This window comes from Streptomyces sp. NPDC045678 (assembly GCF_056432085.1).
The window spans coordinates 406,481-429,961 of sequence record NZ_JBWKJS010000007.1; the positions used below are offsets into that span (position 1 = coordinate 406,481).

Annotated in this window: 20 protein-coding genes; 17 read left to right on the top strand and 3 right to left on the bottom strand. The window is 70.2% G+C overall.

Features of this window, described 5'->3' with window-relative positions; translation table 11 throughout:
• Nucleotides 1–63 precede the first annotated feature (63 nt).
• The 8 genes from ruvC (at nucleotide 64) to AC07DO_RS25970 (ending at nucleotide 9,548) form a co-directional block, all read left to right on the top strand.
• Entirely contained in the window at nucleotides 64–693 is a 630-nt protein-coding gene (gene ruvC, locus AC07DO_RS25935) for a crossover junction endodeoxyribonuclease RuvC (protein WP_479063010.1), read from the top strand.
• The gene (gene ruvA / locus AC07DO_RS25940) at nucleotides 690–1,301 is read left to right on the top strand and encodes a Holliday junction branch migration protein RuvA (RefSeq protein ID WP_479063012.1); all 612 of its coding nucleotides are present in this window, start codon (nucleotides 690–692) and stop codon (nucleotides 1,299–1,301) included. The genes ruvC and ruvA overlap by 4 nt, the downstream gene beginning before the upstream one ends.
• A gap of 61 nt (nucleotides 1,302–1,362) precedes the next feature.
• Complete coding sequence (ruvB, locus tag AC07DO_RS25945) at nucleotides 1,363–2,445, top strand: Holliday junction branch migration DNA helicase RuvB (protein WP_479063014.1); 1,083 nt, start codon at nucleotides 1,363–1,365, stop codon at nucleotides 2,443–2,445.
• A 196-nt stretch (nucleotides 2,446–2,641) separates the two neighbouring features.
• On the top strand, nucleotides 2,642–3,106 hold the full coding sequence (gene yajC / locus AC07DO_RS25950) for a preprotein translocase subunit YajC (protein WP_479063016.1): 465 nt from the start codon (nucleotides 2,642–2,644) through the stop codon (nucleotides 3,104–3,106).
• A 162-nt stretch (nucleotides 3,107–3,268) separates the two neighbouring features.
• Entirely contained in the window at nucleotides 3,269–5,038 is a 1,770-nt protein-coding gene (secD, locus tag AC07DO_RS25955) for a protein translocase subunit SecD (protein WP_479063017.1), read from the top strand.
• A 1-nt stretch (nucleotide 5,039) separates the two neighbouring features.
• On the top strand, nucleotides 5,040–6,167 hold the full coding sequence (gene secF, locus AC07DO_RS25960) for a protein translocase subunit SecF (protein ID WP_479063019.1): 1,128 nt from the start codon (nucleotides 5,040–5,042) through the stop codon (nucleotides 6,165–6,167).
• The gene (locus tag AC07DO_RS25965; protein ID WP_479063021.1) at nucleotides 6,164–6,712 is read left to right on the top strand and encodes an adenine phosphoribosyltransferase; all 549 of its coding nucleotides are present in this window, start codon (nucleotides 6,164–6,166) and stop codon (nucleotides 6,710–6,712) included. The genes secF and AC07DO_RS25965 overlap by 4 nt, the downstream gene beginning before the upstream one ends.
• Nucleotides 6,713–7,007: 295 nt before the next feature.
• The gene (locus AC07DO_RS25970; RefSeq protein ID WP_479063023.1) at nucleotides 7,008–9,548 is read left to right on the top strand and encodes a RelA/SpoT family protein; all 2,541 of its coding nucleotides are present in this window, start codon (nucleotides 7,008–7,010) and stop codon (nucleotides 9,546–9,548) included.
• Between the two features lie 70 nt (nucleotides 9,549–9,618).
• Here AC07DO_RS25970 and AC07DO_RS25975 read toward each other — a convergent pair whose 3' ends face one another.
• Together AC07DO_RS25975 and AC07DO_RS25980 are read right to left on the bottom strand one after the other, a co-directional pair.
• A complete protein-coding gene (locus AC07DO_RS25975; RefSeq protein WP_479063026.1) occupies nucleotides 9,619–10,851 on the bottom strand; it encodes a DUF349 domain-containing protein in 1,233 nt (410 codons plus the stop codon).
• 134 nt (nucleotides 10,852–10,985) lie between these two features.
• Entirely contained in the window at nucleotides 10,986–11,807 is an 822-nt protein-coding gene (locus AC07DO_RS25980; RefSeq protein ID WP_479063028.1) for a peptidylprolyl isomerase, read from the bottom strand.
• 167 nt (nucleotides 11,808–11,974) lie between these two features.
• Here AC07DO_RS25980 and AC07DO_RS25985 point away from each other — a divergent pair, with 167 nt between their 5' ends.
• From AC07DO_RS25985 to rpsD, 5 genes are all read left to right on the top strand, one after another.
• Nucleotides 11,975–12,688 carry an MBL fold metallo-hydrolase gene (locus AC07DO_RS25985; RefSeq protein ID WP_479063029.1) on the top strand — a complete coding sequence of 238 codons (714 nt, stop codon included), beginning with the start codon at nucleotides 11,975–11,977 and terminating at the stop codon, nucleotides 12,686–12,688.
• Nucleotides 12,689–12,701: 13 nt separating this feature from the next.
• Complete coding sequence (hisS, locus tag AC07DO_RS25990; protein ID WP_479063030.1) at nucleotides 12,702–13,964, top strand: histidine--tRNA ligase; 1,263 nt, start codon at nucleotides 12,702–12,704, stop codon at nucleotides 13,962–13,964.
• Nucleotides 13,965–14,092: 128 nt separating this feature from the next.
• The gene (locus AC07DO_RS25995; RefSeq protein WP_479063031.1) at nucleotides 14,093–14,734 is read left to right on the top strand and encodes a vitamin K epoxide reductase family protein; all 642 of its coding nucleotides are present in this window, start codon (nucleotides 14,093–14,095) and stop codon (nucleotides 14,732–14,734) included.
• A 46-nt stretch (nucleotides 14,735–14,780) separates the two neighbouring features.
• Nucleotides 14,781–16,142 carry a replication-associated recombination protein A gene (locus AC07DO_RS26000; RefSeq protein ID WP_479063032.1) on the top strand — a complete coding sequence of 454 codons (1,362 nt, stop codon included), beginning with the start codon at nucleotides 14,781–14,783 and terminating at the stop codon, nucleotides 16,140–16,142.
• Nucleotides 16,143–16,526: 384 nt separating this feature from the next.
• Nucleotides 16,527–17,141 (top strand): 30S ribosomal protein S4, encoded by a 615-nt coding sequence (rpsD, locus tag AC07DO_RS26005; protein ID WP_055563995.1) that lies wholly within the window; start codon nucleotides 16,527–16,529, stop codon nucleotides 17,139–17,141.
• Here the strand turns inward: rpsD and AC07DO_RS26010 are convergent.
• The gene (locus AC07DO_RS26010) at nucleotides 17,129–19,261 is read right to left on the bottom strand and encodes an ATP-binding protein (protein WP_479063034.1); all 2,133 of its coding nucleotides are present in this window, start codon (nucleotides 19,259–19,261) and stop codon (nucleotides 17,129–17,131) included. The genes rpsD and AC07DO_RS26010 overlap by 13 nt on opposite strands.
• A 172-nt stretch (nucleotides 19,262–19,433) precedes the next feature.
• Between AC07DO_RS26010 and AC07DO_RS26015 the strand changes: the two genes are divergently transcribed.
• Genes AC07DO_RS26015 through ruvX form a run of 4 tightly spaced genes read left to right on the top strand, consistent with a single transcriptional unit; the run spans nucleotide 19,434 to nucleotide 23,386 of the window.
• On the top strand, nucleotides 19,434–19,892 hold the full coding sequence (locus AC07DO_RS26015) for a DUF948 domain-containing protein (RefSeq protein ID WP_268770107.1): 459 nt from the start codon (nucleotides 19,434–19,436) through the stop codon (nucleotides 19,890–19,892).
• Between the two features lie 7 nt (nucleotides 19,893–19,899).
• Nucleotides 19,900–20,232, top strand: coding sequence for a DUF6167 family protein (locus tag AC07DO_RS26020; protein WP_385939285.1), 333 nt, complete (start codon nucleotides 19,900–19,902; stop codon nucleotides 20,230–20,232).
• Entirely contained in the window at nucleotides 20,232–22,901 is a 2,670-nt protein-coding gene (alaS, locus tag AC07DO_RS26025) for an alanine--tRNA ligase (protein WP_479063035.1), read from the top strand. The genes AC07DO_RS26020 and alaS overlap by 1 nt, the downstream gene beginning before the upstream one ends.
• Nucleotides 22,901–23,386, top strand: coding sequence for a Holliday junction resolvase RuvX (gene ruvX / locus AC07DO_RS26030; RefSeq protein ID WP_479063037.1), 486 nt, complete (start codon nucleotides 22,901–22,903; stop codon nucleotides 23,384–23,386). Before alaS ends, ruvX begins: the two co-directional genes overlap by 1 nt.
• Nucleotides 23,387–23,481 lie beyond the last annotated feature (95 nt).

Genomic DNA, 23,481 nt, shown 5'->3' on the forward strand with positions numbered 1-23,481 from the left:
TCGGCCCATCGCGTTGTCAGAGGGACCCGATAGCCTGCACGGACAGGCGATTGGAGGGGCTGCGTGCGCGTGTTGGGGGTCGACCCGGGGCTGACCCGGTGCGGTGTGGGAGTCGTCGAAGGCGTCGCGGGCCGCCCGTTGACCATGCGCGGCGTCGGAGTCGTGCGGACCCCGGCCGACGCCGAGTTGGGGCACCGGCTCGTCGCCATCGAGCGCGGCATCGAGCAGTGGCTCGACGAGTACGAGCCGGAATGCGTCGCCGTGGAGCGCGTCTTCAGCCAGCACAACGTCCGCACGGTCATGGGTACCGCCCAGGCCAGCGCCGTCGCCATGCTCTGCGCGTCGCGCCGCGGCATCCCCGTCGCCCTGCACACCCCCAGCGAGGTCAAGGCCGCCGTCACGGGCAGCGGCCGCGCCGACAAGGCGCAGGTCGGTGCGATGGTCACCCGCCTCCTGAGGCTCGACGCACCGCCCAAGCCCGCGGACGCCGCCGACGCCCTGGCCCTGGCCATCTGCCACATCTGGCGCGCCCCCGCGCAGAACCGCCTTCAGCAGGCCGTCGCGCAGAACCGTCTCCAGCAGGCCGTGGCCGCACACGCGGCCAGGACACCAGCGGCTCCACCGGCGCCGACAGCCAAGCCAGCAAAGACAGCCCCGACAGCCCCGACAGCACAGAAAGGCCGTACCGCATGATCGCCTTCGTCAGCGGCCCCGTCGCCGCCCTCGCCCCCGATGCCGCGGTGGTCGAGGTGGGCGGCATCGGCATGGCCGTCCAGTGCACGCCGAACACGCTCTCCACCCTCCGCGTCGGCCAGCAGACCAAGCTCGCCACCTCCCTGGTCGTGCGCGAGGACTCCCTCACCCTGTACGGCTTCGCGGACGACGACGAGCGCCAGACCTTCGAGCTGCTGCAGACCGCGAGCGGCGTCGGCCCGCGCCTCGCCCAGGCCATGCTCGCCGTGCACAGCCCCGACGCCCTGCGCCGCGCGGTCTCCACCGGCGACGAGAAGGCCCTCACGGCCGTCCCCGGCATCGGCAAGAAGGGCGCCCAGAAGCTCCTCCTGGAGTACAAGGACCGTCTTGGCGAGCCCCTCGGCACCGGCGGCCCCGCGATCGGCAAGGCCGTCACCGCCGGCTGGCGCGACCAGCTGCACGCGGCCCTGATCGGCCTCGGGTACGCCACGCGCGAGGCGGACGAGGCCGTCGTCGCCGTCACCCCCCAGGCCGAGGCCACGGAGGGCGCGCCGCAGGTCGGCCAGCTCCTGAAGGCCGCACTCCAGACCCTGAACCGCACCCGCTGACCCGGCACCCGTCAGCCCCCCGACGGCCCACCGGAACCGACCGCATCGCGAGGCACACCGCATGAACTGGGACGACCCCACCCACGACGCCGTCGAAGCCGCCGACGCGGCCGAGCGGCTCGTCGGTGCGTCCGCCGACGGCGAGGACCAGGCGGTCGAGGCCGCCCTGCGCCCCAAGGACCTGGGCGAGTTCATCGGCCAGGAGAAGGTACGCGAGCAGCTCGACCTCGTCCTGCGGGCGGCCCGCGCGCGCGGCGCCACCGCCGACCACGTGCTGCTCTCCGGCGCCCCAGGCCTCGGCAAGACGACCCTCTCGATGATCATCGCCGCCGAGATGGGCGCCCCCATCCGCATCACCAGCGGCCCCGCCATCCAGCACGCGGGCGACCTGGCCGCGATCCTCTCCTCCCTCCAGGAGGGAGAGGTCCTCTTCCTCGACGAGATCCACCGGATGTCGCGGCCCGCCGAGGAAATGCTCTACATGGCCATGGAGGACTTCCGCGTCGACGTCATCGTCGGCAAGGGCCCCGGTGCCACCGCCATCCCCCTCGAACTGCCCCCGTTCACGCTCGTCGGCGCCACCACGCGCGCGGGACTGCTCCCGCCGCCGCTCCGCGACCGCTTCGGGTTCACCGCGCACATGGAGTTCTACGAACCCGCAGAGCTGGAGCGCGTCGTCCACCGCTCCGCCCAGCTGCTCGACGTGGAGATCGACCCGCAGGGTGCCGCCGAGATCGCCGGCCGCTCGCGCGGCACGCCCCGTATCGCCAACCGCCTGCTGCGCCGCGTCAGGGACTACGCGCAGGTGAAGGCCGACGGCTCGATCACCAGGGACATCGCGGGAGCGGCCCTCGCCGTCTACGAAGTGGACGGGCGCGGCCTCGACCGCCTGGACCGGGCCGTCCTGGAGGCGCTGCTCAAGCTGTTCGGCGGCGGCCCCGTCGGTCTCTCGACGCTCGCCGTCGCCGTGGGGGAGGAGCGCGAGACGGTCGAGGAAGTGGCGGAGCCCTTCCTGGTACGGGAGGGACTGCTGGCCCGGACCCCGCGCGGCCGCGTCGCGACGCCCGCCGCGTGGGCGCACCTCGGCCTGGTGCCTCCGCGGCAGGCGGGCGGAAAGGGACAACAGGACCTGTTCGGTACGTGATAACGGCGGGACAGTGCCGCGGCCGGAGAACAACGGCGCGGAGAGTCGACCCGTCAGGAACTGCGGTGCCATGCTGAGCGTTGTTCGTTAGGCGCGGACTCGCTTAGACTCCGCCGATGCCGCCCTTGCGGGCGGTGTACCCACCCCCATCCCCATGGCCGCTTACCTGCGCGGTCTGCGAAGGAAACTCCGTCCCGTGAATATCGTGACCCTCCTCCCGTTCATCGTGCTCATCGGGGCCATGTTCCTGATGACCCGGTCTGCCAAGAAGAAGCAGCAGGCCGCCGCGCAGATGCGTAACGAGATGCAGCCCGGCACCGGCATCCGCACGATCGGTGGCATGTACGCCACCGTCAAGGAGGTTCACGACGAAGCCGTCCTCCTTGAGGTGGCCCCCGGTGTCCACGCGGTTTACGCGAAGAACTCGATCGGCGCCGTCCTTGACGACGACGAGTACAACCGCATCGTGCACGGCACCGAGGACGACCTGAACGAGGACGCCCCCGTCGTCCCGGACGACGCCTCCTCCCTCACCGAGAAGACCGACGAGCCCGCCGACGCTTCCGACGACTCGCCCATCGACCTCGGCAAGAAGGACGCGGCCGCCGGGGTCGACGACGCGGAGCCGAAGAAGACCGACGGCGAGTCCGACGCGAAGTAGTCACGACCGGGGCCCGTGGGGCGCGCCGCTCGCGCACCACGGGCCCCGGACCACGTGCATTTCGCGCCGAATCTCGACACCACTTCATGGCCGCCCGCCCGGGCTCCCGCACTGCAGGGGGGCAGACCGGAGTCCGGGCGGTTGGACAGGGAGAACGAGAAGGTGGCAGCACCGAAGAAGGGCCGAAGGCAGAGCGCCCCGGGTAAGCCGGGACGCTCGCTGGTCTTCATCCTGATTGCCCTCGTGGCGCTGACCGGGGGAATGTTCCTTTCCGGGCACACCACGCCGCGCCTGGGCATCGACCTCGCCGGTGGCACGAGCATCACGCTCGAGGCGAAGAACGAGCCGGGTCAGAAGAACGCGATCAACCCGGACAACATGAACACCGCGGTTGACATCATCAACAACCGTGTCAACGGTCTGGGTGTCTCCGAGGCCGAGGTTCAGACCCAGGGCGACAAGAACATCATCGTCAACATCCCCAAGGGTTCGAACGAGAAGCAGGCACGCGAGCAGGTCGGTACGACCGCTCAGCTCTACTTCCGCCCGGTGATCACGCAGGCCCCCGGTCAGCCCACGCCGGAGCCGTCCACCAGCCCCTCGTCCGGGACGGACAAGGAGAAGGGCAAGGACAAGGCGACGGACAAGGCCACCGACAAGGCCACGGACAAGGCGGACTCCCCGAACGCCACCCCGACCTCCCAGGGCCGCGCCGTCAGCGAGGCCCTGAAGGCCGACCCGACGCCGTCCGCCTCGGACAAGGGCAAGGACAAGGGCGGCAAGAAGGACGAGACGCCCAAGCCCGACCCGGCCACCGCCAAGCTCCAGGAGCAGTTCACCAAGCTGGACTGCACCGACAAGAAGGCCCGCGCCGGGGCCGGCCGCGGCATCAAGCCCTCCGAGCCCACCATCGCGTGCGGCAAGAGCCCCGACGGCAAGACCTGGGACAAGTTCATCCTTGCCCCGGCCGAGCTGAACGGTAAGGACGTCGACGACGCCAACGCTGCCATCAACCAGCAGTCCGGCGGCTGGGTCGTCAACATGGAATTCACCAAGGGCGGCTCGAAGAAGTTCTCGAAGACCACCACCAAGCTGTCGCAGCAGCAGCCCCCGCAGAACCAGTTCGCGATCGTCCTCGACGGCGAAGTGGCCTCGGCCCCCAGCGTCCGCACGACCCTGAGCGCCAACGCCGAGATCTCCGGCAGCTTCGACCAGGAGTCCGCCAAGGACCTGGCGAACATCCTGTCGTACGGCGCCCTGCCGCTGACCTTCCACGAGCAGAGCGTCACCACGGTCAGCCCGGCCCTCGGCGGCGAGCAGCTCAAGGCGGGTCTGATCGCGGGCGCCATCGGCCTCGCGCTGGTCATCATCTATCTGGTGGCCTACTACCGTGGTCTCTCGCTCATCGCCATCGCGAGCCTCCTGGTCTCCGCGGCGCTGACGTACACGATCATGACGCTGCTCGGCCCGACCATTAAGTTCGCGCTCAACCTGCCCGCGGTGTGTGGTGCGATCGTTGCGATCGGCATCACGGCGGACTCGTTCATCGTGTTCTTCGAACGCGTACGGGACGAGATCCGTGAGGGCCGCACGCTGCGGCCCGCCGTCGAGCGGGGCTGGCCGCGCGCCCGGCGCACCATCCTGGTCTCCGACTTCGTGTCGTTCCTCGCCGCCGCCGTGCTCTTCGTCGTCACGGTCGGCAAGGTGCAGGGCTTCGCGTTCACGCTCGGCCTGACCACGCTGCTCGACGTCGTCGTGGTGTTCTTCTTCACCAAGCCGCTGATGACACTGATGGCGCGCAAGAAGTTCTTCGCGAGCGGCCACAAGTGGTCCGGTCTCGACCCGAAGCGGCTCGGCGCCAAGCCGCCGCTGCGCCGGTCCCGCCGCACCACCGCTCCCCCCGCCGGCCCTGTCGACCCGAAGGAGGCGTGAGATGTCGAAGCTCGGCAATCTCGGCGCCAGGCTCTACCGCGGTGAGGTCGGCTACGACTTCGTCGGCAAGCGCAAGATCTGGTACGGCATCTCGATACTGATCACCATCACGGCCATCGTCGGCCTGGCGGTGCGCGGCCTGAACATGGGCATCGAGTTCGAGGGCGGCGCCGTCTTCAACACGCCGAAGACCAGCGTCTCGGTCTCCCAGGCCGAGGAGTCCGCGGAGAAGGCGTCCGGTCACGACGCGATCGTCCAGAAGCTGGGTGACGACAAGCTCCGCATCCAGATCGCGGGCGTCGACATCAAGAAGTCCGACCAGATCAAGAAGGCACTGGCCGAGGACCTGGACGTCAAGGCCGGCGACATCGACGCCGACCTCGTCGGCCCCAGCTGGGGCGACCAGATCGCCAACAAGGCCTGGCAGGGCCTGGCGATCTTCATGGTCCTCGTCGTGATCTACCTGGCCATCGCCTTCGAATGGCGCATGGCCCTGGCGGCACTGATCGCGCTGATCCACGACATCACCATCACCGTGGGTGTGTACGCACTGGTCGGCTTCGAGGTCACCCCGGGCACGGTGATCGGTCTGCTGACCATCCTCGGTTATTCGCTCTACGACACGGTGGTGGTCTTCGACAGCTTGAAGGAGCAGTCGAAGGACATCACCAAGCAGACGAGGTACACGTACAGCGAACTCGCCAACCGCAGCATCAACGGCACCCTGGTGCGCTCCATCAACACCACGGTCGTCGCGCTGCTCCCGGTGGCGGGCCTGCTGTTCATCGGTGGCGGCGCCCTGGGCGCGGGCATGCTCAACGACATCTCGCTGTCGCTGTTCGTGGGCCTCGCGGCCGGTGCGTACTCCTCGATCTTCATCGCCACGCCGCTCGTCGCCGACTTCAAGGAGCGCGAGCCGCAGATGAAGGCCCTCAAGAAGCGGGTGCTCGCCAAGCGCGCTGCGGCCGCCGCCAAGGGCGAGTCCGCGGAGACGCCGGAGTCCTTCGCCGACGAGGAGCCGGAGGACGACGCCGTGCCCGGTGACGCCGCACCGGCCGTCGTCGGTCCCCGCAGCCAGCCCGCGTCGCGCAACCGCGGCCGTGGCCGGCCCTCGGGGAAGCGCCGATGACCGAGCTCGCAGGCGTCACGGAGTTGCTGCTCAGCCGCATCCGTGACGTCCCGGACTACCCGAAGCCGGGCGTGATGTTCAAGGACATCACGCCGCTGCTTGCCGACCCGGCCGCGTTCGCGGCGCTCACGGAGACGCTCGCGGACCTGAGCGTGCGGCACGGCGCCACGAAGATCGTCGGCCTGGAGGCCCGCGGCTTCATCCTCGGCGCCCCCGTCGCGCTCCGCGCGGGCCTCGGGTTCATCCCCGTGCGCAAGGCGGGCAAGCTCCCCGGGGCGACGCTCCGGCAGAGCTACGACCTGGAGTACGGCAGCGCCGAGATCGAGGTGCACGCCGAGGACCTGGCCGCGGGCGACCGCGTCATGGTCATCGACGACGTCCTCGCCACCGGCGGCACCGCGGCGGCCTCGCTGGACCTGGTCCGGCGCTCGGGCGCCGAGGTGGCCGGAGTCGCGGTCCTCATGGAGCTCGGCTTCCTCGACGGCCGCCGCAGGCTGGAGCAGGCTCTGGACGGGGCGCCGCTCGAGGCGCTGATCACCGTCTGAGACAGCTCGCAGGACAGCACGACGGGCGTTCCGGTACCCACCGGGGCGCCCGTCGTCGTTCAGGCCGGTTCGCGCTCCGGACGGCTCGCACGTCGGGTGCCCCGGGCGGTCCTGCTGCCCGGGCAGACCGCTGCGGACGGGAGGGGAGGTTCCGGGGGGAATCCGTCGTACGTCCCTCGCGTTTCTCCAGTACAGAGCCGTCTCACCGGCCGGAGGGGAGCCAACGGCCCGGGATCGATACCATGGACTCTTCGGGGCCTGTCCGGGGGACCCCGATCGCGCACAGGGAGCGCTCTTGCCAGACGAGTCCCAGCCACTCACCGCCGCCAAGGCCGCACAGAAGGTCCAGCAGGCCTCGGCGGACTCTGTCGCGCCCGCGAAGAAGGCTGCGGGCGGTCAGAGCGGCACATCCGCACAGCGCGTCCAGGGAGAGGTCTCCCGGGGCGACAAGCCGGCCGAGCAGCCCCGCCCGAAGCCGCCCGCGGACCACCATCCGACGGCTCCGGCGATCAGGCCGGCCACCGGCCAGCCGGCGCGTTCCGGCTCCTCCAACCGCGTGCGGGCCCGGCTCGCCCGCCTCGGCGTCCAGCGCTCGAACCCGTACAACCCCGTCCTGGAGCCCCTGCTGCGCATAGTGCGCAGCAACGACCCCAAGATCGAGACGTCGACGCTCCGCCAGATCGAGCGGGCCTACCAGGTCGCGGAGCGCTGGCACCGCGGCCAGAAGCGCAAGAGCGGCGATCCGTACATCACGCACCCGCTCGCCGTGACGACCATCCTCGCCGAGCTCGGCATGGACCCCGCCACCCTGATGGCCGGCCTCCTGCACGACACGGTCGAGGACACCGAGTACGGCCTGGACACCCTCAAGCGCGACTTCGGCGACCAGGTCGCCCTGCTCGTCGACGGCGTCACCAAGCTGGACAAGGTCAAGTTCGGCGAGGCCGCGCAGGCCGAGACCGTGCGCAAGATGGTCGTCGCCATGGCCAAGGACCCCCGCGTCCTGGTCATCAAGCTCGCCGACCGCCTGCACAACATGCGCACGATGCGGTACCTCAAGCGCGAGAAGCAGGAGAAGAAGGCCCGCGAGACCCTGGAGATCTACGCTCCGCTGGCGCACCGCCTGGGCATGAACACCATCAAGTGGGAGCTGGAGGACCTCGCCTTCGCGATCCTCTACCCCAAGATGTACGACGAGATCGTGCGGCTCGTCGCCGAGCGCGCCCCCAAGCGCGACGAGTACCTCGCCATAGTGACCGACGAGGTCCAGGCGGACCTGCGCGCCGCCCGCATCAAGGCGACCGTCACGGGACGCCCCAAGCACTACTACAGCGTCTACCAGAAGATGATCGTCCGCGGCCGTGACTTCGCGGAGATCTACGACCTGGTGGGGATTCGTGTCCTTGTCGACACGGTCCGGGACTGTTACGCCGCCCTCGGCACCGTGCACGCGCGATGGAACCCGGTCCCCGGCCGGTTCAAGGACTACATCGCGATGCCGAAGTTCAACATGTACCAGTCGCTGCATACGACGGTCATCGGCCCCAACGGCAAGCCCGTCGAGCTCCAGATCCGTACGTTCGACATGCACCGCCGCGCCGAGTACGGCATCGCCGCGCACTGGAAGTACAAGCAGGAAGCCGTCGCCGGCGCCTCCAAGGTGCGCACCGACGTGCCGAAGAAGGCCGGCGGCAAGGACGACCACCTCAACGACATGGCGTGGCTGCGCCAGCTCCTCGACTGGCAGAAGGAGACCGAGGACCCCAGCGAGTTCCTGGAGTCGCTGCGCTTCGACCTGTCGCGCAACGAGGTCTTCGTCTTCACCCCGAAGGGCGATGTCATAGCGCTTCCGGCGGGCGCCACCCCCGTCGACTTCTCGTACGCGGTGCACACCGAGGTCGGCCACCGCACCATAGGGGCACGGGTCAACGGCCGTCTCGTACCGCTCGAATCGACCCTGGACAACGGCGACCTCGTGGAGGTCTTCACCTCCAAGGCGGCGGGCGCGGGCCCGTCCCGCGACTGGCTCGGCTTCGTCAAGTCGCCGCGGGCGCGCAACAAGATCCGTGCGTGGTTCTCCAAGGAGCGCCGCGACGAGGCCATCGAGCAGGGCAAGGACGCCATCGCGCGCGCCATGCGCAAGCAGAACCTGCCGATCCAGCGGATCCTCACCGGCGACTCGCTGGTCACCCTCGCCCACGAGATGCGCTACCCCGACATCTCCTCGCTGTACGCGGCGATCGGCGAGGGCCACGTCACCGCGCAGTCCGTCGTGCAGAAGCTCGTCCAGGCGCTCGGCGGCGAGGAGGCCGCCAACGAGGACATCGCCGAGAGCGCGCCGCCGTCCCGCGGCCGCAGCAAGCGGCGTTCCAACGCCGACCCGGGCGTCGTCGTCAAGGGCGTCGAGGACGTGTGGGTCAAGCTGGCCCGCTGCTGCACGCCCGTGCCGGGCGACCCCATCATCGGCTTCGTCACGCGCGGCAGCGGCGTATCGGTGCACCGCAGCGACTGCGTGAACGTCGACTCGCTCTCGCGCGAACCCGAGCGCATCCTCGAGGTCGAGTGGGCGCCCACCCAGTCCTCGGTCTTCCTGGTCGCCATCCAGGTCGAGGCCCTCGACCGCTCGCGCCTCCTGTCGGACGTCACGCGCATCCTCTCGGACCAGCACGTGAACATCCTGTCGGCGGCCGTACAGACCTCCCGGGACCGCGTCGCCACGTCCCGCTTCACCTTCGAGATGGGCGACCCGAAACACCTCGGCCATGTGCTCAAGGCCGTCAGGGGGGTGGAGGGCGTCTACGACGTCTACCGGGTCACCTCGGCGCGCAGACCCTGACTCTTGTCACACATGGGTCCGCCCCCGGCGCTCTGCGCCGGGGGCGGACCCATGTGTCGTGAAGGCCGTGTCAGCCGCCGAACTCGTGCAGACCCTTGAGGGCCTGGTCGAGAAGCGCCCGGCGACCGTCAAGCTCCTTCTGGAGCTTGTCCGCCTTGGCGTTGTTGCCCGCAGCGCGAGCCTTCTCGATCTGCTCCGTCAGCTTGTCCACCGCCGCCTGGAGTTGCCCCGTCAGGCCTTCGGCCCGAGCCCGTGCCTCCGGGTTCGTCCGGCGCCACTCGGCCTCCTCGGACTCCTGCAGCGCCCGCTCCACGGTGTGCATCCGGCCCTCGACCTTCGGCCGTGCGTCACGCGGGACGTGGCCGATGGCCTCCCACCGCTCGTTGATGGCACGGAAGGCGGCACGGGCCGACTTCAGGTCCGTCACCGGGAGGAGCTTCTCCGCCTCCGCGGCCAGCTCCTCCTTCAGCTTCAGGTTCTCGCCCTGCTCCGCGTCGCGCTCCGCGAAGACCGCGCTGCGCGCCGCGAAGAACACGTCCTGGGCGCCGCGGAAGCGGTTCCACAGGTCGTCCTCGTGCTCGCGCTGGGCGCGGCCCGCGGCCTTCCAGTCGGCCATCAGTTCGCGGTAGCGCGCGGCCGTCGGGCCCCAGTCCGTCGAGTTCGACAGCGCCTCGGCCTCGCCGACCAGCTTCTCCTTGGCCTTGCGGGCCTCCTCGCGCTGCGCGTCCAGCGACGCGAAGTGCGCCTTGCGTCGCTTGGAGAACGCCGAGCGGGCGTGCGAGAAGCGATGCCACAGTTCGTCGTCCGACTTGCGGTCGAGCCGCGGCAGCCCCTTCCAGGTGTCCACCAGGGCCCGCAGCCGCTCGCCGGCCGCCCGCCACTGCTCGCTCTGGGCCAGCTCCTCGGCCTCGACGACCAGCGCCTCCTTGGCGTGCCGCGCCTCGTCGGACTGCTTGGCCTTCTGGACCTTGCGCTCCTCGCGGCGCTCCTCGACGCTCTCCACGAGCTTGTCGAGCCGCTTGCCCAGGGCGTCCAGATCGCCGACCGCGTGCGCCTCGTCGACCTGCTGGCGCAGGTGCTCGATGGCCGTCATCGCGTCCTTGGTCGACAGGTCGGTGGTTTTCACCCGGCGCTCGAGGAGTCCGATCTCGACGACCAGACCTTCGTACTTGCGCTCGAAGTAGGCCAGGGCCTCGTCCGGAGATCCTGCCTGCCACGAACCGACCACTCGCTCGCCGCCGTCGGCCGTACGCACGTACACGGTGCCCGTCTCGTCGACGCGGCCCCACGGGTCGCTGCTCACAGCGCCTCCTCCACATGATGCCTGCGCAGGGCCTCGGGGCCCCCGGCATCGTCCACAGTTTCGTCTCCGCCAACATAGGCGACCGGCGGGGCGGCTGTCCGCATCCCGCGCGACCGAAGTTTGCCCGCCAGCGGTCAGGATTTCGTGACGGTCGCCTTGTCGATGACGACGGTCGCGTTCGGGGCGCCGTCACCCCGCCCGCTGCTCTCGCCCGCGGCGGCGATCTTCTTCAGGACCTTCATCCCCGAATCGGAAATGGTCCCGAACGGTGTGTAGTCGGGCGGCAGCTGACTGTCCTGGTAGACGAGGAAGAACTGGCTGCCGCCGCTGTTCCTGCCCTTCTTCGTCTGCGCGTTGTACTGGTTCGCCATCGCGACCGTGCCCGCCGGATACACCTTGCCCTTGAGGCGCTCGTCCTTGAGGTTCTCGTCCGGGATCGTGTACCCGGGAGTGCCCGTGCCGTCGCCCTTCGGGTCGCCGCACTGCAGGACGTAGATGCCGCCCGTCGTGAGCCGGTGGCACTTGGTGTGGTCGAGGTAGCCCTTGTTCACCAGGAAGTTGAAGGAGTTGACCGTGTGCGGGGCCTTCGCCGCGTCCAGGTCGAGGGCGATGTCGCCGCACGTCGTCTTCAAGTTCATCGCGTAGTCGGCGGACTTGTCGACGCCGAGCCCGGGCTCCTTGTCGAACGTCAGCGGCTTCACCTTGCCGGGCGCCGCCTTCGCGCACGGATCCTTCGGGGCGCCGCTGGGCCGCGCGTTCGCGTCGTCCTTGGTGTCGTCCCCGTCGAAGGCTCCCGCCGCGTACGACACCGCGCCGCCCGCCACGACCACCGCGAGGGCGCCCGCGATCACCGCGTTGCGCGCCCGTGCCCTGCGCCGCGCGGCCTCCCGCCGCTCCTGCTGGCGCGCCAACTTCTCCCGAGCGAGCTGCTTGCGCCGCTGTTCCTGGCTGACCACCGGCTCTTCTCCCCTTCTCCCGCGCATGTCTCGGCATGCGCCGCACAGTGCCCCGTACCGTATATGGGTTACCTGTGAAATCGGCAGCGCCGGTAGGCTCTGATCTGCCGCGTTCTCCCGCCGGGGGCCGCGGTCACCCGCCACCCGACGACGAACGAAGGACGATCGTGCTCATTGCCGGGTTCCCCGCCGGGGCCTGGGGCACCAACTGCTACCTGGTCGCCCCCGCCGCAGGCGAGGAGTGCGTGATCATCGACCCGGGCCACCAGGCCGCCCAGGGAGTCGAGGACGCACTCAAGAAGCATCGGCTCAAGCCCGTCGCGGTCATCCTCACCCACGGCCACATCGACCACGTCGCGTCCGTCGTCCCGGTCTGCGGGGCGCACGACGTACCCGCGTGGATCCACCCCTCCGACCGGTACATGATGAGCGACCCCGAGAAGGCGCTCGGCCGCTCCATCGGGATGCCGCTCATGGGCGAGCTGACGGTCGGGGAGCCCGACGACCTGCGGGAGCTGTCCGACGGCGCCGACCTGAAGCTGGCGGGCCTCGACTTCTCCGTCGCGCACGCTCCGGGCCATACGAAGGGGTCGGTGACGTTCCGGATGCCCGAGACCGAGGAGGTTCCCTCGGTCTTCTTCTCGGGCGACCTGCTCTTCGCCGGCTCCATCGGACGCACCGACCTGCCCGGTGGCAGCCACACCGAGATCCTCGAGTCGCTGGGCCGCGTGTGCCTGCCGCTCGACGACTCGACCGTGGTGCTGTCCGGCCACGGCCCCCAGACATCCATCGGCCAGGAGCGCGCCACCAATCCGTACATGCGGCAGGTGGCCTCCGGCCTGGGCGCGGACGACACGTCCGGCCCGCGACGAGGAATGTGACGAGAGAAATTCCGTGAGCACCTTCAAGGCCCCCAAGGGCACGTACGACCTGCTTCCGCCGGACTCCGCGAAGTTCCTCGCGGTCCGCGAGGCCATCGCCGCGCCGCTGCGCAACTCCGGCTACGGCTACATCGAGACGCCCGGGTTTGAGAACGTCGAGCTGTTCGCGCGCGGTGTCGGCGAGTCCACCGACATCGTCACCAAGGAGATGTACGCCTTCACCACCAAGGGCGGCGACGAACTCGCGCTGCGCCCCGAAGGCACCGCCTCCGTGCTGCGCGCGGCCCTGGAGGGCAACCTCCACAAGGCGGGCAACCTCCCCGTCAAGCTCTGGTACTCGGGCTCCTACTACCGGTACGAGCGCCCCCAGAAGGGCCGCTACAGGCACTTCTCCCAGGTCGGCGCCGAGGCGATCGGCGCCGAGGACCCGGCGCTCGACGCCGAGCTGATCATCCTGGCCGACCAGGCGTACCGCGCCCTCGGCCTGCGGAACTTCCGCATCCTGCTGAACTCGCTCGGCGACCAGGAGTGCCGCCCCGTCTACCGCGCCGCGCTGCAGGAGTTCCTGCGCGGCCTGGACCTGGACGAGGAGACACGTCGACGTATCGACATCAACCCGCTGCGGGTTCTCGACGACAAGCGGGCCGACGTCCAGAAGCAGCTGGTGGGCGCGCCCTCTCTGCGCGCCTACCTGTGCGACGCGTGCAAGGCGTACCACGAGCAGGTCCGCGAGCTGATCACGGCGGCGGGCGTCGCCTTCGAGGACGACGAGAAGCTCGTCCGCGGCCTGGACTACTACACCCGCACGACCTTCGAGTTCGTCCACGACGGCCTCGGCTCGCAGTCCGCGGTCGGCGGCGGCGGACGCTACGACGGCCTCTCCGAGATGATCGGCGGCCCCTCGCTGCCGTCGGTCGGCTGGGCCCTCGGCGTGGACCGCACGGTGCTCGCCCTGGAGGCGGAGGGCGTCGAGCTCGAACTGCCCGCGGCCACCAGCGTGTTCGCGGTGCCGCTCGGCGACGAGGCGCGCCGCGTCCTGTTCGCCAAGGTGACCGAGCTGCGCAGGGCGGGCGTAGCGGCGGACTTCTCGTACGGCGGGAAGGGCCTCAAGGGCGCGATGAAGAACGCCAACCGCAGCGGTGCGCGCTTCACCGTCGTCGCCGGTGAACGTGACCTCGCCGAGGGCGTCGTCCAGCTCAAGGACATGGAGTCCGGGGAGCAGAGCGCCGTCGCGCTCGACGAGGTCGTCGCGGTGCTCACGGCGAAGCTGGCGTAACGCGCGCGAGACGCTTTCCCACGCGGGGTCCGGAAACGGACCCCGCGATGCCGTTCCCGGGACGGACACACAGGTACGTACGGCACAATGTCCCTGCCCGCGGCCACCACAAGCGACGGAACGGCGTGATGAGCAAAACGATGTCAGCGAAGGACGGCGCCCTGGACGAGCGGGAGCGTACGGCCGCTCCCGGTTCCGTCGGCGGCAGCCGCGCGCTCGCCCTGCTCCTGGTGATCACCGGCGCGGCCGGTCTGCTCGCCTCCTGGGTCATCACCCTCGACAAGTTCGAGCTCCTCAAGGACCCGAACTTCCAGCCGGGCTGCAGCATCAACCCCGTCGTCGCCTGCGGCAGCATCATGAAGAGCGAGCAGGCGGAGGCGTTCGGCTTCCCGAACCCGATGCTGGGCCTGGTCGCCTACGGCATGGTGATCTGCGTCGGCATGAGCCTCCTCGCGGGAGCCCGCTTCCCCCGCTGGTACTGGCTGACGTTCAACGCGGGCGCGCTCTTCGGCGTCGGCTTCTGCACCTGGCTGATGATCCAGTCGCTCTACCACATCAACGCGCTCTGCCTCTGGTGCACCCTGGCCTGGGTCGTGACACTCCTGATCTTCTGGTACGTCACGTCGTCCAACATCCGCGCCGGCTTCCTGCCCGCGCCCGCCTGGGCCAGGAGCTTCCTCGCGGACTTCACCTGGGCGCTGCCGGTGATGCACACCGGCGTCATCGCGATGCTGATCCTCACCCGCTGGGGCGCCGACCTCTGGGCCTGACCGGCGCCAGGAAGGATTGTCAGTGGGGTGACATAGGGTTCTTGACGTGGAGCCCGATCTGTTCACCGCCGCAGCCGAAGACCGCCAGGAGAAGGACCCGTCCAGCAGCCCCCTGGCCGTCCGGATGCGCCCCCGCACCCTCGACGAGGTCGTCGGCCAGCAGCACCTGCTGAAGCCGGGATCGCCCCTGCGCCGCCTCGTCGGCGAGGGCGGCGGAGGACCCGCCGGACCCTCCTCGGTGTTCCTGTGGGGCCCGCCGGGCATCGGCAAGACCACCCTTGCGTACGTGGTCTCCAAAGCCACCAACAAGCGCTTCGTCGAGCTCTCCGCGATCACCGCGGGCGTCAAGGAAGTGCGCGCCGTGATCGACGGCGCCCGCCGGGCGATGGGCGGTCACGGCAAGGAGACCGTCCTCTTCCTCGACGAGATCCACCGCTTCAGCAAGGCGCAGCAGGACTCCCTGCTGCCCGCCGTGGAGAACCGCTGGGTCACGCTGATCGCGGCGACCACCGAGAACCCGTACTTCTCGATCATCTCCCCGCTCCTGTCCCGCTCCCTGCTCCTCACCCTCGAACCGCTCACCGACGACGATCTGCGCGGCCTGCTGCGCCGGGCGCTCGTCGACGAGCGGGGCCTGGCCGGCGCGGTCGAGCTGCCCGAGGAGGCGGAGGAGCACCTGCTGCGGATCGCGGGCGGCGACGCCCGGCGTGCGCTCACCGCGCTGGAGGCGGGCGCGGGCTCGGCGCTCGCCAAGGGCGACGAGGCGATCACCCTCCAGACCCTGGAGGAGTCCGTCGACCGGGCCGCCGTGAAGTACGACCGCGACGGCGACCAGCACTACGACGTGGCGAGCGCCCTCATCAAGTCCATCCGCGGCTCGGACGTGGACGCCGCCCTGCACTATCTGGCCCGCATGATCGAGGCGGGGGAGGACCCCCGTTTCATCGCCCGGCGCCTGATGATCTCCGCCAGCGAGGACATCGGCCTCGCCGACCCGACGGCGCTGCCCACCGCGGTCGCCGCCGCCCAGGCCGTCGCGATGATCGGCTTCCCGGAGGCCGCGCTCACCCTCAGCCACGCCACGATCGCCCTGGCCCTGGCCCCGAAGTCGAACGCCGCGACGATCGCGATCCAGCAGGCACAGGCCGACGTCCGCGGCGGCCTCGCGGGCCCCGTCCCGCCCCACCTGCGCGACGGGCACTACAAGGGCGCGGCCAAGCTGGGCCACGCCCAGGGGTACGTGTATCCGCACGACGTCCCCGGCGGCATCGCCACCCAGCAGTACGCACCGGACACCATCGAGGGCAAGCGCTACTACCAGCCGACGAGGTACGGGGCGGAGGCCCGGTACGCCGACGTGGTCGAGCGGGTCCGCGCCCGCCTCAAGGGCGAACAGTCCGAGGGCTGAGGTACGGGCCGGACACCCGCGGCTGAGGCACCTCGCCGCACCCGGTACACTTGCCCGAAGTGCTGCGTCCCGTGTCCGGTCTCGTACCGGCACCACCAGAACGGGACATCCAGCCGGAACCCCGCCGCCGTGAGGCGAGGGGATCCAGGAGCGTCGCGCACCGTTGAAGGTGTCGCGGGCAGCCCACCACCACCCGGAGCCCACAGCCCCGGGAATCGGTCGGTGGGCCACTCGCGTGCTGCACATTGTGCCCAGACCAGGGAGCGGCTGCCTCACGGCCCCACGGCTTTCGAGCCCACGGCCCGCGAGGTTTCCCAGGCTGCGGATTGCGACCTCCCCTAACCCTGGTGAAGCCGATTTCACAGAGAACAGAGAGGTTGGTTCATGCCGAACCAGTCCCGCCCCAAGGTCAAGAAGTCGCGTGCCCTCGGCATCGCGCTGACCCCGAAGGCCGTCAAGTACTTCGAGGCCCGCCCCTACCCGCCGGGCGAGCACGGCCGTGGGCGCAAGCAGAACTCGGACTACAAGGTCCGTCTGCTCGAGAAGCAGCGGCTGCGCGCGCAGTACGACCTCTCGGAGCGCCAGCTCGTCCGTGCCTACGAGCGTGCGTCCAAGACGCAGCTCAAGACCGGTGAGGCCCTGGTCATCGAGCTGGAGCGTCGCCTCGACGCCCTGGTTCTGCGTTCGGGCATCGCCCGCACGATCTACCAGGCCCGCCAGATGGTCGTGCACGGCCACATCGAGGTCAACGGCGGCAAGGTCGACAAGCCGTCGTACCGCGTCCGTCCCGACGACGTCGTGATGGTCCGCGAGCGCAGCCGCGAGAAGCCGCTGTTCCAGGTTGCGCGCGAGGGTGGTTTCGCCCCCGACGGTGAGACCCCGCGCTACCTCCAGGTGAACCTGAAGGCCCTGGCCTTCCGCCTGGACCGCGACCCGAACCGCAAGGAGATCCCCGTGATCTGCGACGAGCAGCTCGTCGTCGAGTACTACGCCCGCTGACCCGGACGTAGCTCACCCTGCTGCAGCCCGTCGCCTCCCCGCCCTTCCTGGCGGGGCAGGCGGCGGGTTCGCTCGTTTCCGGGGCCGCTGTTCAGCGCCCGGGTGACCGCCGCGTCCAGGCCGAGGCCCGCACCCGCCCGCACGCACTCCTCGTACCGCACGTCGCCGAGCGCCTCGCGTGCCTGCCGCTCGCACATCAGATGCGGCCCGCCGAAGTGCACCGAGCCGAACAGCGGCAGCCCCACCGACGGCCAGATGCTCGCCGCAGCGCCCTGGAGGACCGCCGCCTCCGCCGGATCGCCCTCCGCCGCGGTGAACAGGGCGAGCAGCTCGATGGACAGGACCGTGCCGAGCAGGTCGTGGAAACGGTGATCGAGGCGGAGCGACTCGGCGAGCAGCTCCCGCGCCGTCCCCGCCTCGCCGCGGGTCCACGCAGCGAAACCCAGTACGTAGAGGGCGTAGGCGAGGGTCCAGCGCTCGCCGTGGTCGTCGCAGATCCGGCGCACCTCCTCGCAGAGCTCCACCGCGACCGCGAGCTCACCCCGGAAGGCCAGTGCCATGGCGAGCTCGGTCTGCCCCATGACGACGTTGCTGTTGAGCTCACCGATCTCCCGGTACCGCTCCAGCGCCGAGCGCAGCAGCGCCTCCGCGCGCGGCAGGTCGTCCGTGACCAGGGCCAGACAGCCGATGCGGTGCTCCGCGTACGCCGCCGCGAGCGCGCTGCCCGTGCGCTCCGCGCCGTCACGGCACTCGTTCAGGGCGGCGAGCGCGGCGACCGTGTCGCCCTGCAGCACCGCGACGTAGCCGAGCACCCACAGCGCCTTGAGCCGGGAGTCGTCGTGCCCGCCGTCGAGCTCCAGGGCCCGGTCGAGCCAGTGCCTGCCCTCCGCGAGACGGCCGCAGCCCGCCCAGTAGAACCAGAGCGTGCCGGCGAGGTACTGCCCCAGATGGGCCTGGTCGCCCTCGGTCAGGCAGAACTCCAACGCGGCACGCAGATTGGGCAGTTCGAGATCGACGAGAGCGGCGACCTCCGGCTGGCGCGGCGAGAACCAGTCCAGCTCGCACCAGGTGGCGAGCCCCATGTACCAGTCGCGGTGCCTGCGCCGCATCCGGTCGCTCTCGCCCGCCGCCTCCAGCCAGTCGGCGCCATAGGCCCTGACGGTGTCGAGCATGCGGTAGCGCACGCCCGAAGGGCCGTCCTCACGGTTCACGACGGACTGGGCCAGCAGCTCGTCCAGGACGTCGAGCACGTCCTCGGCGGGCAGTCCGTCCCCGGCGCAGATGTACTCGGCGGCCTCCAGGTCGAACTGTCCGGCGAACACCGAGAGGCGTGACCACAGCAGCCGCTCCCGGGGCGCGCACAGCTCGTGGCTCCAGCCGATGGCCGTGCGCAGCGTCTGATGCCGCAGCAGCGCGTCGCGTCGTACGCCCGTGAGCAGCCGGAACCGGTCGTCGAGCCGGGCGAGCAGCTGCGCGGGCGAGAGCGCCCGCAGCCGTCCCGCGGCCAGCTCCACCGCGAGCGGGATCCCGTCGAGACGGCGGCACAGCTCCATGACGTCCGCGCGGTTGCCGTCATCGAGGGCGAAGCCGGGCAGCCCCGTCACCGCCCGGTCCGTGAAGAGCGCGGCCGCGTCCGGGCCCGGCATCGGCGCGAGCGGGAAGAGCCGCTCGCCCTCGATCTCCAGCGGCCTGCGCCCCACCGCGAGCACCCGGAGGCCGGGGGAGTGCACCAGCAGATCGCGCACCAGCGAGGCGCAGGCGTCCACGAGGAGCTCGAAGCCGTCGACGACGAGGAGCAGTTCCCGCTCCGCGAGGTGCCCGAGCAGCACCTGGCGCGGCGGCCGCTTCGTATGGTCCGTCAGCCCCAGGGCGTCGGCGACCGCGTGCTCAAGGAGTTCGGCGTCCCGCAGCGCCGTGAGATCCACGAGCCAGGCGCCGTCGCGCAGTCTGCTGCGTGCCGCCGCCCGCACGGCGAGCCGCGACTTCCCGACTCCGCCGACCCCCGTCACCGTGACCAGCCGTCCCGTCTCCAAAGCCGTGGCGAGTTCGGCGAGTTCGGTGTCCCGCCCGACGAAGGCGTTCAGTTCCGGGGGAAGATTTCCGGGCTGAGAGGGTCGCATAGGGTACGGAGCGTACTGAGCCGTAAGCGTTCCGTACAATCGCTTCGGGCAACTCCTGGAAGCGCGCGGGGGAATGCGGTACGGAGCGACGCCCCCGGCGCGATAGGCTCGGGGGACGACTTTTCGATGTTCAGAACGAAGTTCAGGGACGAGATCCAGGGAGCGGTGCCAAGTGTCCGGTGGAGAGGTTGCCGGGATCCTGGTGGCTGTCTTCTGGGCGATCCTGGTCTCCTTCCTCGCGGTGGCACTGGCGAGGCTGGCCCAGACGCTCAGGGCGACCACCAAGCTCGTCGCGGACGTGACCGAGCAGGCGGTCCCCCTCCTGGCCGACGCCTCCACCGCGGTGCGCACCGCGCAGACGCAGATCGACCGGGTCGACGCCATCGCCTCCGACGTCCAGGAGGTCACGTCGAACGCGTCGGCGCTGTCCACGACGGTCGCCTCGACGTTCGGTGGCCCGCTCGTCAAGGTCGCCGCGTTCGGCTACGGAGTGCGCAGGGCCATCAGCCGCAAGGCCGCCCCCGAAACAAAGGACATGCCCGCCAAGCCGTCCCGTCGTACGGTGATCGTGGGCCGCACCGTTCCGTCCGCGCGGCGGACCAAGCGGGCCAATCGGACCAAGAGGGACTGACGCAGCGATGTTCCGCCGTACGTTCTGGTTCACCGCGGGCGCAGCCGCCGGCGTATGGGCCACCACCAAGGTCAACCGCAAGCTCAAGCAGCTGACCCCCGAGAGCCTCGCCGCGCAGGCCGCGAACAAGGCGATCGAGACGGGTCACCGCCTGAAGGACTTCGCACTCGACATCCGCGACGGCATGGCCGAGCGCGAAGCGGAACTGGGTGAGGCGCTGGGCCTGCAGAACGATCCCGACGCCGAACTGGCCCCGCCGCGCCGCTTCGCGGTCATCGAGAGCCACAGCAGCTACAAGAACGACATGAAGACGCAGTACAACCGGAATGAGGACCACTGATGGAGTCGGCTGAAATCCGCCGCCGCTGGCTGAGCTTCTTCGAGGAGCGCGGGCACACCGTCGTCCCTTCGGCGTCGCTCATCGCGGACGACCCGACTCTGCTGCTCGTTCCCGCAGGCATGGTGCCGTTCAAGCCCTACTTCCTGGGTGAGGTCAAGCCGCCCGCCCCGCGCGTCACCAGCGTGCAGAAGTGCGTGCGCACGCCCGACATCGAAGAGGTCGGCAAGACCACGCGCCACGGCACGTTCTTCCAGATGTGCGGCAACTTCTCCTTCGGTGACTACTTCAAGGAAGGCGCCATCACGCTTTCCTGGGAGCTGCTGACCAGCCCGGTCGACAAGGGCGGCTTCGGCCTCGACCCCGAGCGCCTGTGGATCACCGTCTACCTCGACGACGACGAGGCCGAGCAGATCTGGCGCGAGAAGGTCGGCGTCCCCGCCGAGCGCATCCAGCGCCTGGGCAAGAAGGACAACTTCTGGTCCATGGGCGTGCCCGGACCCTGTGGTCCGTGCTCCGAGATCAACTACGACCGCGGTCCCGAGTTCGGCGAAGAGGGCGGCCCCGCCGTCAACGACGAGCGCTACGTGGAGATCTGGAACCTGGTCTTCATGCAGTTCGAGCGCGGCGCGGGCGACGGCAAGGAGGACTTCCCGATCCTCGGCGAGCTGCCGTCGAAGAACATCGACACGGGCCTCGGTCTCGAGCGCCTCGCGATGATCCTCCAGGGCGTGCAGAACATGTACGAGACGGACACCCTCCGTGTCGTCATGGACAAGGCCACCGAGCTGACCGGCGTGCGCTATGGCGCGGAGCACGGCTCGGACGTCTCCCTGCGCGTCGTCGCCGACCACATCCGTACGTCGACGATGCTCATCGGCGACGGCGTCACCCCCGGCAACGAGGGCCGCGGGTACGTGCTGCGCCGCATCATGCGCCGCGCCATCCGCAACATGCGCCTGATGGGCGCCACCGGTCAGGTCGTCAAGGACCTCGTCGACGTCGTCATCGACACGATGGGGCAGCAGTACCCCGAGCTGATCACCGACCGCAAGCGCATCGAGACCGTCGCCCTCGCCGAAGAGGCCGCCTTCCTCAAGGCCCTCAAGGGCGGCACGAACATCCTCGACACCGCCGTCACCGAGACCAAGGCCGCCGGCGGCAAGGTCCTCTCCGGCGACAAGGCGTTCCTGCTGCACGACACGTGGGGCTTCCCCATCGACCTCACCCTGGAGATGGCGGCCGAGCAGGGCCTCTCCGTGGACGAGGACGGCTTCCGCCGCCTGATGAAGGAGCAGCGGGACCGCGCCAAGGCCGACGCCAGGGCCAAGAAGACCGGCCACGCCGACCTGCACGCCTACCGCGAGATCGCCGACGCCTCCGGCGCCACCGACTTCACGGGCTACTCCCTCACGGAGAACGAGGCCCAGATCGTCGGCCTGCTGGTCAACGGCGTCTCCTCGCCCGCGGCCACCGAGGGTGACGAGGTCGAGATCGTCCTCGACCGCACCCCGTTCTACGCCGAGGGCGGTGGCCAGATCGGTGACACCGGCCGCATCCGCGTGGACAGCGGTGCCGTCGTCGAGATCCGCGACGTGCAGAAGCCGGTGCCCGGCGTCCACGTCCACAAGGGTGTCGTCCAGGTCGGCGAGATCACCGTCGGCGCCCCGGTCTGGGCCTCGATCGACTCGCACCGCCGCCGGGCCATCGCCCGCGCCCACTCCGCCACGCACCTCACGCACCAGGCGCTGCGCGACGCGCTCGGCCCGACGGCCGCCCAGGCCGGTTCGGAGAACCAGCCCGGCCGCTTCCGCTTCGACTTCGGTTCGCCGTCCGCCGTGCCCACGGCCGTGATGACGGACGTCGAGCAGAAGATCAACTCGGTGCTCTCCAGGGAACTGGACGTGCAGGCCGAGGTCATGTCGATCGACGACGCCAAGAAGCAGGGCGCCATCGCCGAGTTCGGCGAGAAGTACGGCGAGCGCGTGCGTGTCGTCACCATCGGCGACTTCTCCAAGGAGCTCTGCGGCGGCACGCACGTGCACAACACCGCCCAGCTGGGCCTGGTGAAGCTGCTCGGCGAGTCCTCCATCGGCTCCGGCGTGCGCCGCATCGAGGCGCTGGTCGGCGTGGACGCGTACAACTTCCTCGCCAAGGAGCACACGGTCGTCGCCCAGCTCCAGGAGCTGGTCAAGGGCCGTCCCGAGGAGCTTCCCGAGAAGATCTCCGGCATGCTCGCCAAGCTGAAGGACGCCGAGAAGGAGATTGAGAAGTTCCGCGCGGAGAAGGTCCTCCAGGCCGCCGCCGGTCTCGTCGAGTCCGCCAAGGACGTACGGGGCGTCGCCCTCGTCACCGGCCAGGTGCCGGACGGCACGGGCGCCGACGACCTGCGCAAGCTGGTCCTCGACGTGCGCGGCCGCATCCAGGGCGATCGCGCTGCCGTCGTGGCCCTCTTCACCACGGCCAACGGCCGCCCGCTGACCGTCATCGCGACCAACGAGGCGGCCCGTGAGCGCGGCCTCAAGGCCGGCGACCTGGTCCGCACGGCCGCCAAGACCCTCGGCGGCGGTGGCGGCGGAAAGCCGGACGTCGCCCAGGGCGGCGGTCAGAACGCGGCCGCGGTGCCCGAGGCCATCGCCGCCGTCGAGCGCCTCGTCACCGAGACGGCCTGATGACCGAGCCTGCACAGGGCATGCGCCGGGGTCGGCGGCTCGCCGTCGATGTCGGTGACGCCCGGATCGGGGTCGCCTCGTGCGACCCCGACGGGATCCTCGCCACGCCGGTGGAGACGGTGCCGGGGCGCGACGTCCCGGCGGCGCAGCGCCGGCTGAAGCAGCTCGCCGACGAGTACGAGCCGATCGAGATCGTCGTCGGCCTCCCTCGCTCCCTCAACGGGGGCGAGGGCCCGGCGGCCGCCAAGGTCCGCTCGTTCACCCAGGAGCTCGCCCGCATGGTCGCCCCCATTTCGGTGAGGCTCGTGGACGAGAGGATGACCACAGTGACGGCCAGTCAGGGACTGCGCGCCTCCGGTGTGAAGTCCAAAAAGGGCAGGTCTGTCATCGATCAGGCGGCGGCCGTGATCATCCTTCAGCAGGCACTGGAGTCCGAACGGGCGTCAGGTAAAGCTCCCGGCGAGGGCGTCGAAGTGGTCATCTGATCGCGATACGGTAACGTTCCGCGCGATGCGGCGGTGTTCGAACAGCTGCCGCACAGCATCAAGAGGCGGAACGGTTGCCCGGCCATCCCGACGGC

Excerpts from the sequence above, each read along its gene's own strand:
- AC07DO_RS26020 (WP_385939285.1), top strand. The coding sequence starts at position 19,900 with ATGTTCCGCCGTACGTTCTGGTTCACCGCGGGCGCAGCCGCCGGCGTA.
- secF (WP_479063019.1), top strand. The coding sequence starts at position 5,040 with ATGTCGAAGCTCGGCAATCTCGGCGCCAGGCTCTACCGCGGTGAGGTC.
- AC07DO_RS26010 (WP_479063034.1), bottom strand. The coding sequence starts at position 19,261 with ATGCGACCCTCTCAGCCCGGAAATCTTCCCCCGGAACTGAACGCCTTC.
- AC07DO_RS25965 (WP_479063021.1), top strand. The coding sequence starts at position 6,164 with ATGACCGAGCTCGCAGGCGTCACGGAGTTGCTGCTCAGCCGCATCCGT.
- ruvB (WP_479063014.1), top strand. The coding sequence starts at position 1,363 with ATGAACTGGGACGACCCCACCCACGACGCCGTCGAAGCCGCCGACGCG.
- rpsD (WP_055563995.1), top strand. The coding sequence starts at position 16,527 with ATGCCGAACCAGTCCCGCCCCAAGGTCAAGAAGTCGCGTGCCCTCGGC.
- ruvA (WP_479063012.1), top strand. The coding sequence starts at position 690 with ATGATCGCCTTCGTCAGCGGCCCCGTCGCCGCCCTCGCCCCCGATGCC.
- AC07DO_RS25995 (WP_479063031.1), top strand. The coding sequence starts at position 14,093 with ATGAGCAAAACGATGTCAGCGAAGGACGGCGCCCTGGACGAGCGGGAG.
- alaS (WP_479063035.1), top strand. The coding sequence starts at position 20,232 with ATGGAGTCGGCTGAAATCCGCCGCCGCTGGCTGAGCTTCTTCGAGGAG.
- ruvX (WP_479063037.1), top strand. The coding sequence starts at position 22,901 with ATGACCGAGCCTGCACAGGGCATGCGCCGGGGTCGGCGGCTCGCCGTC.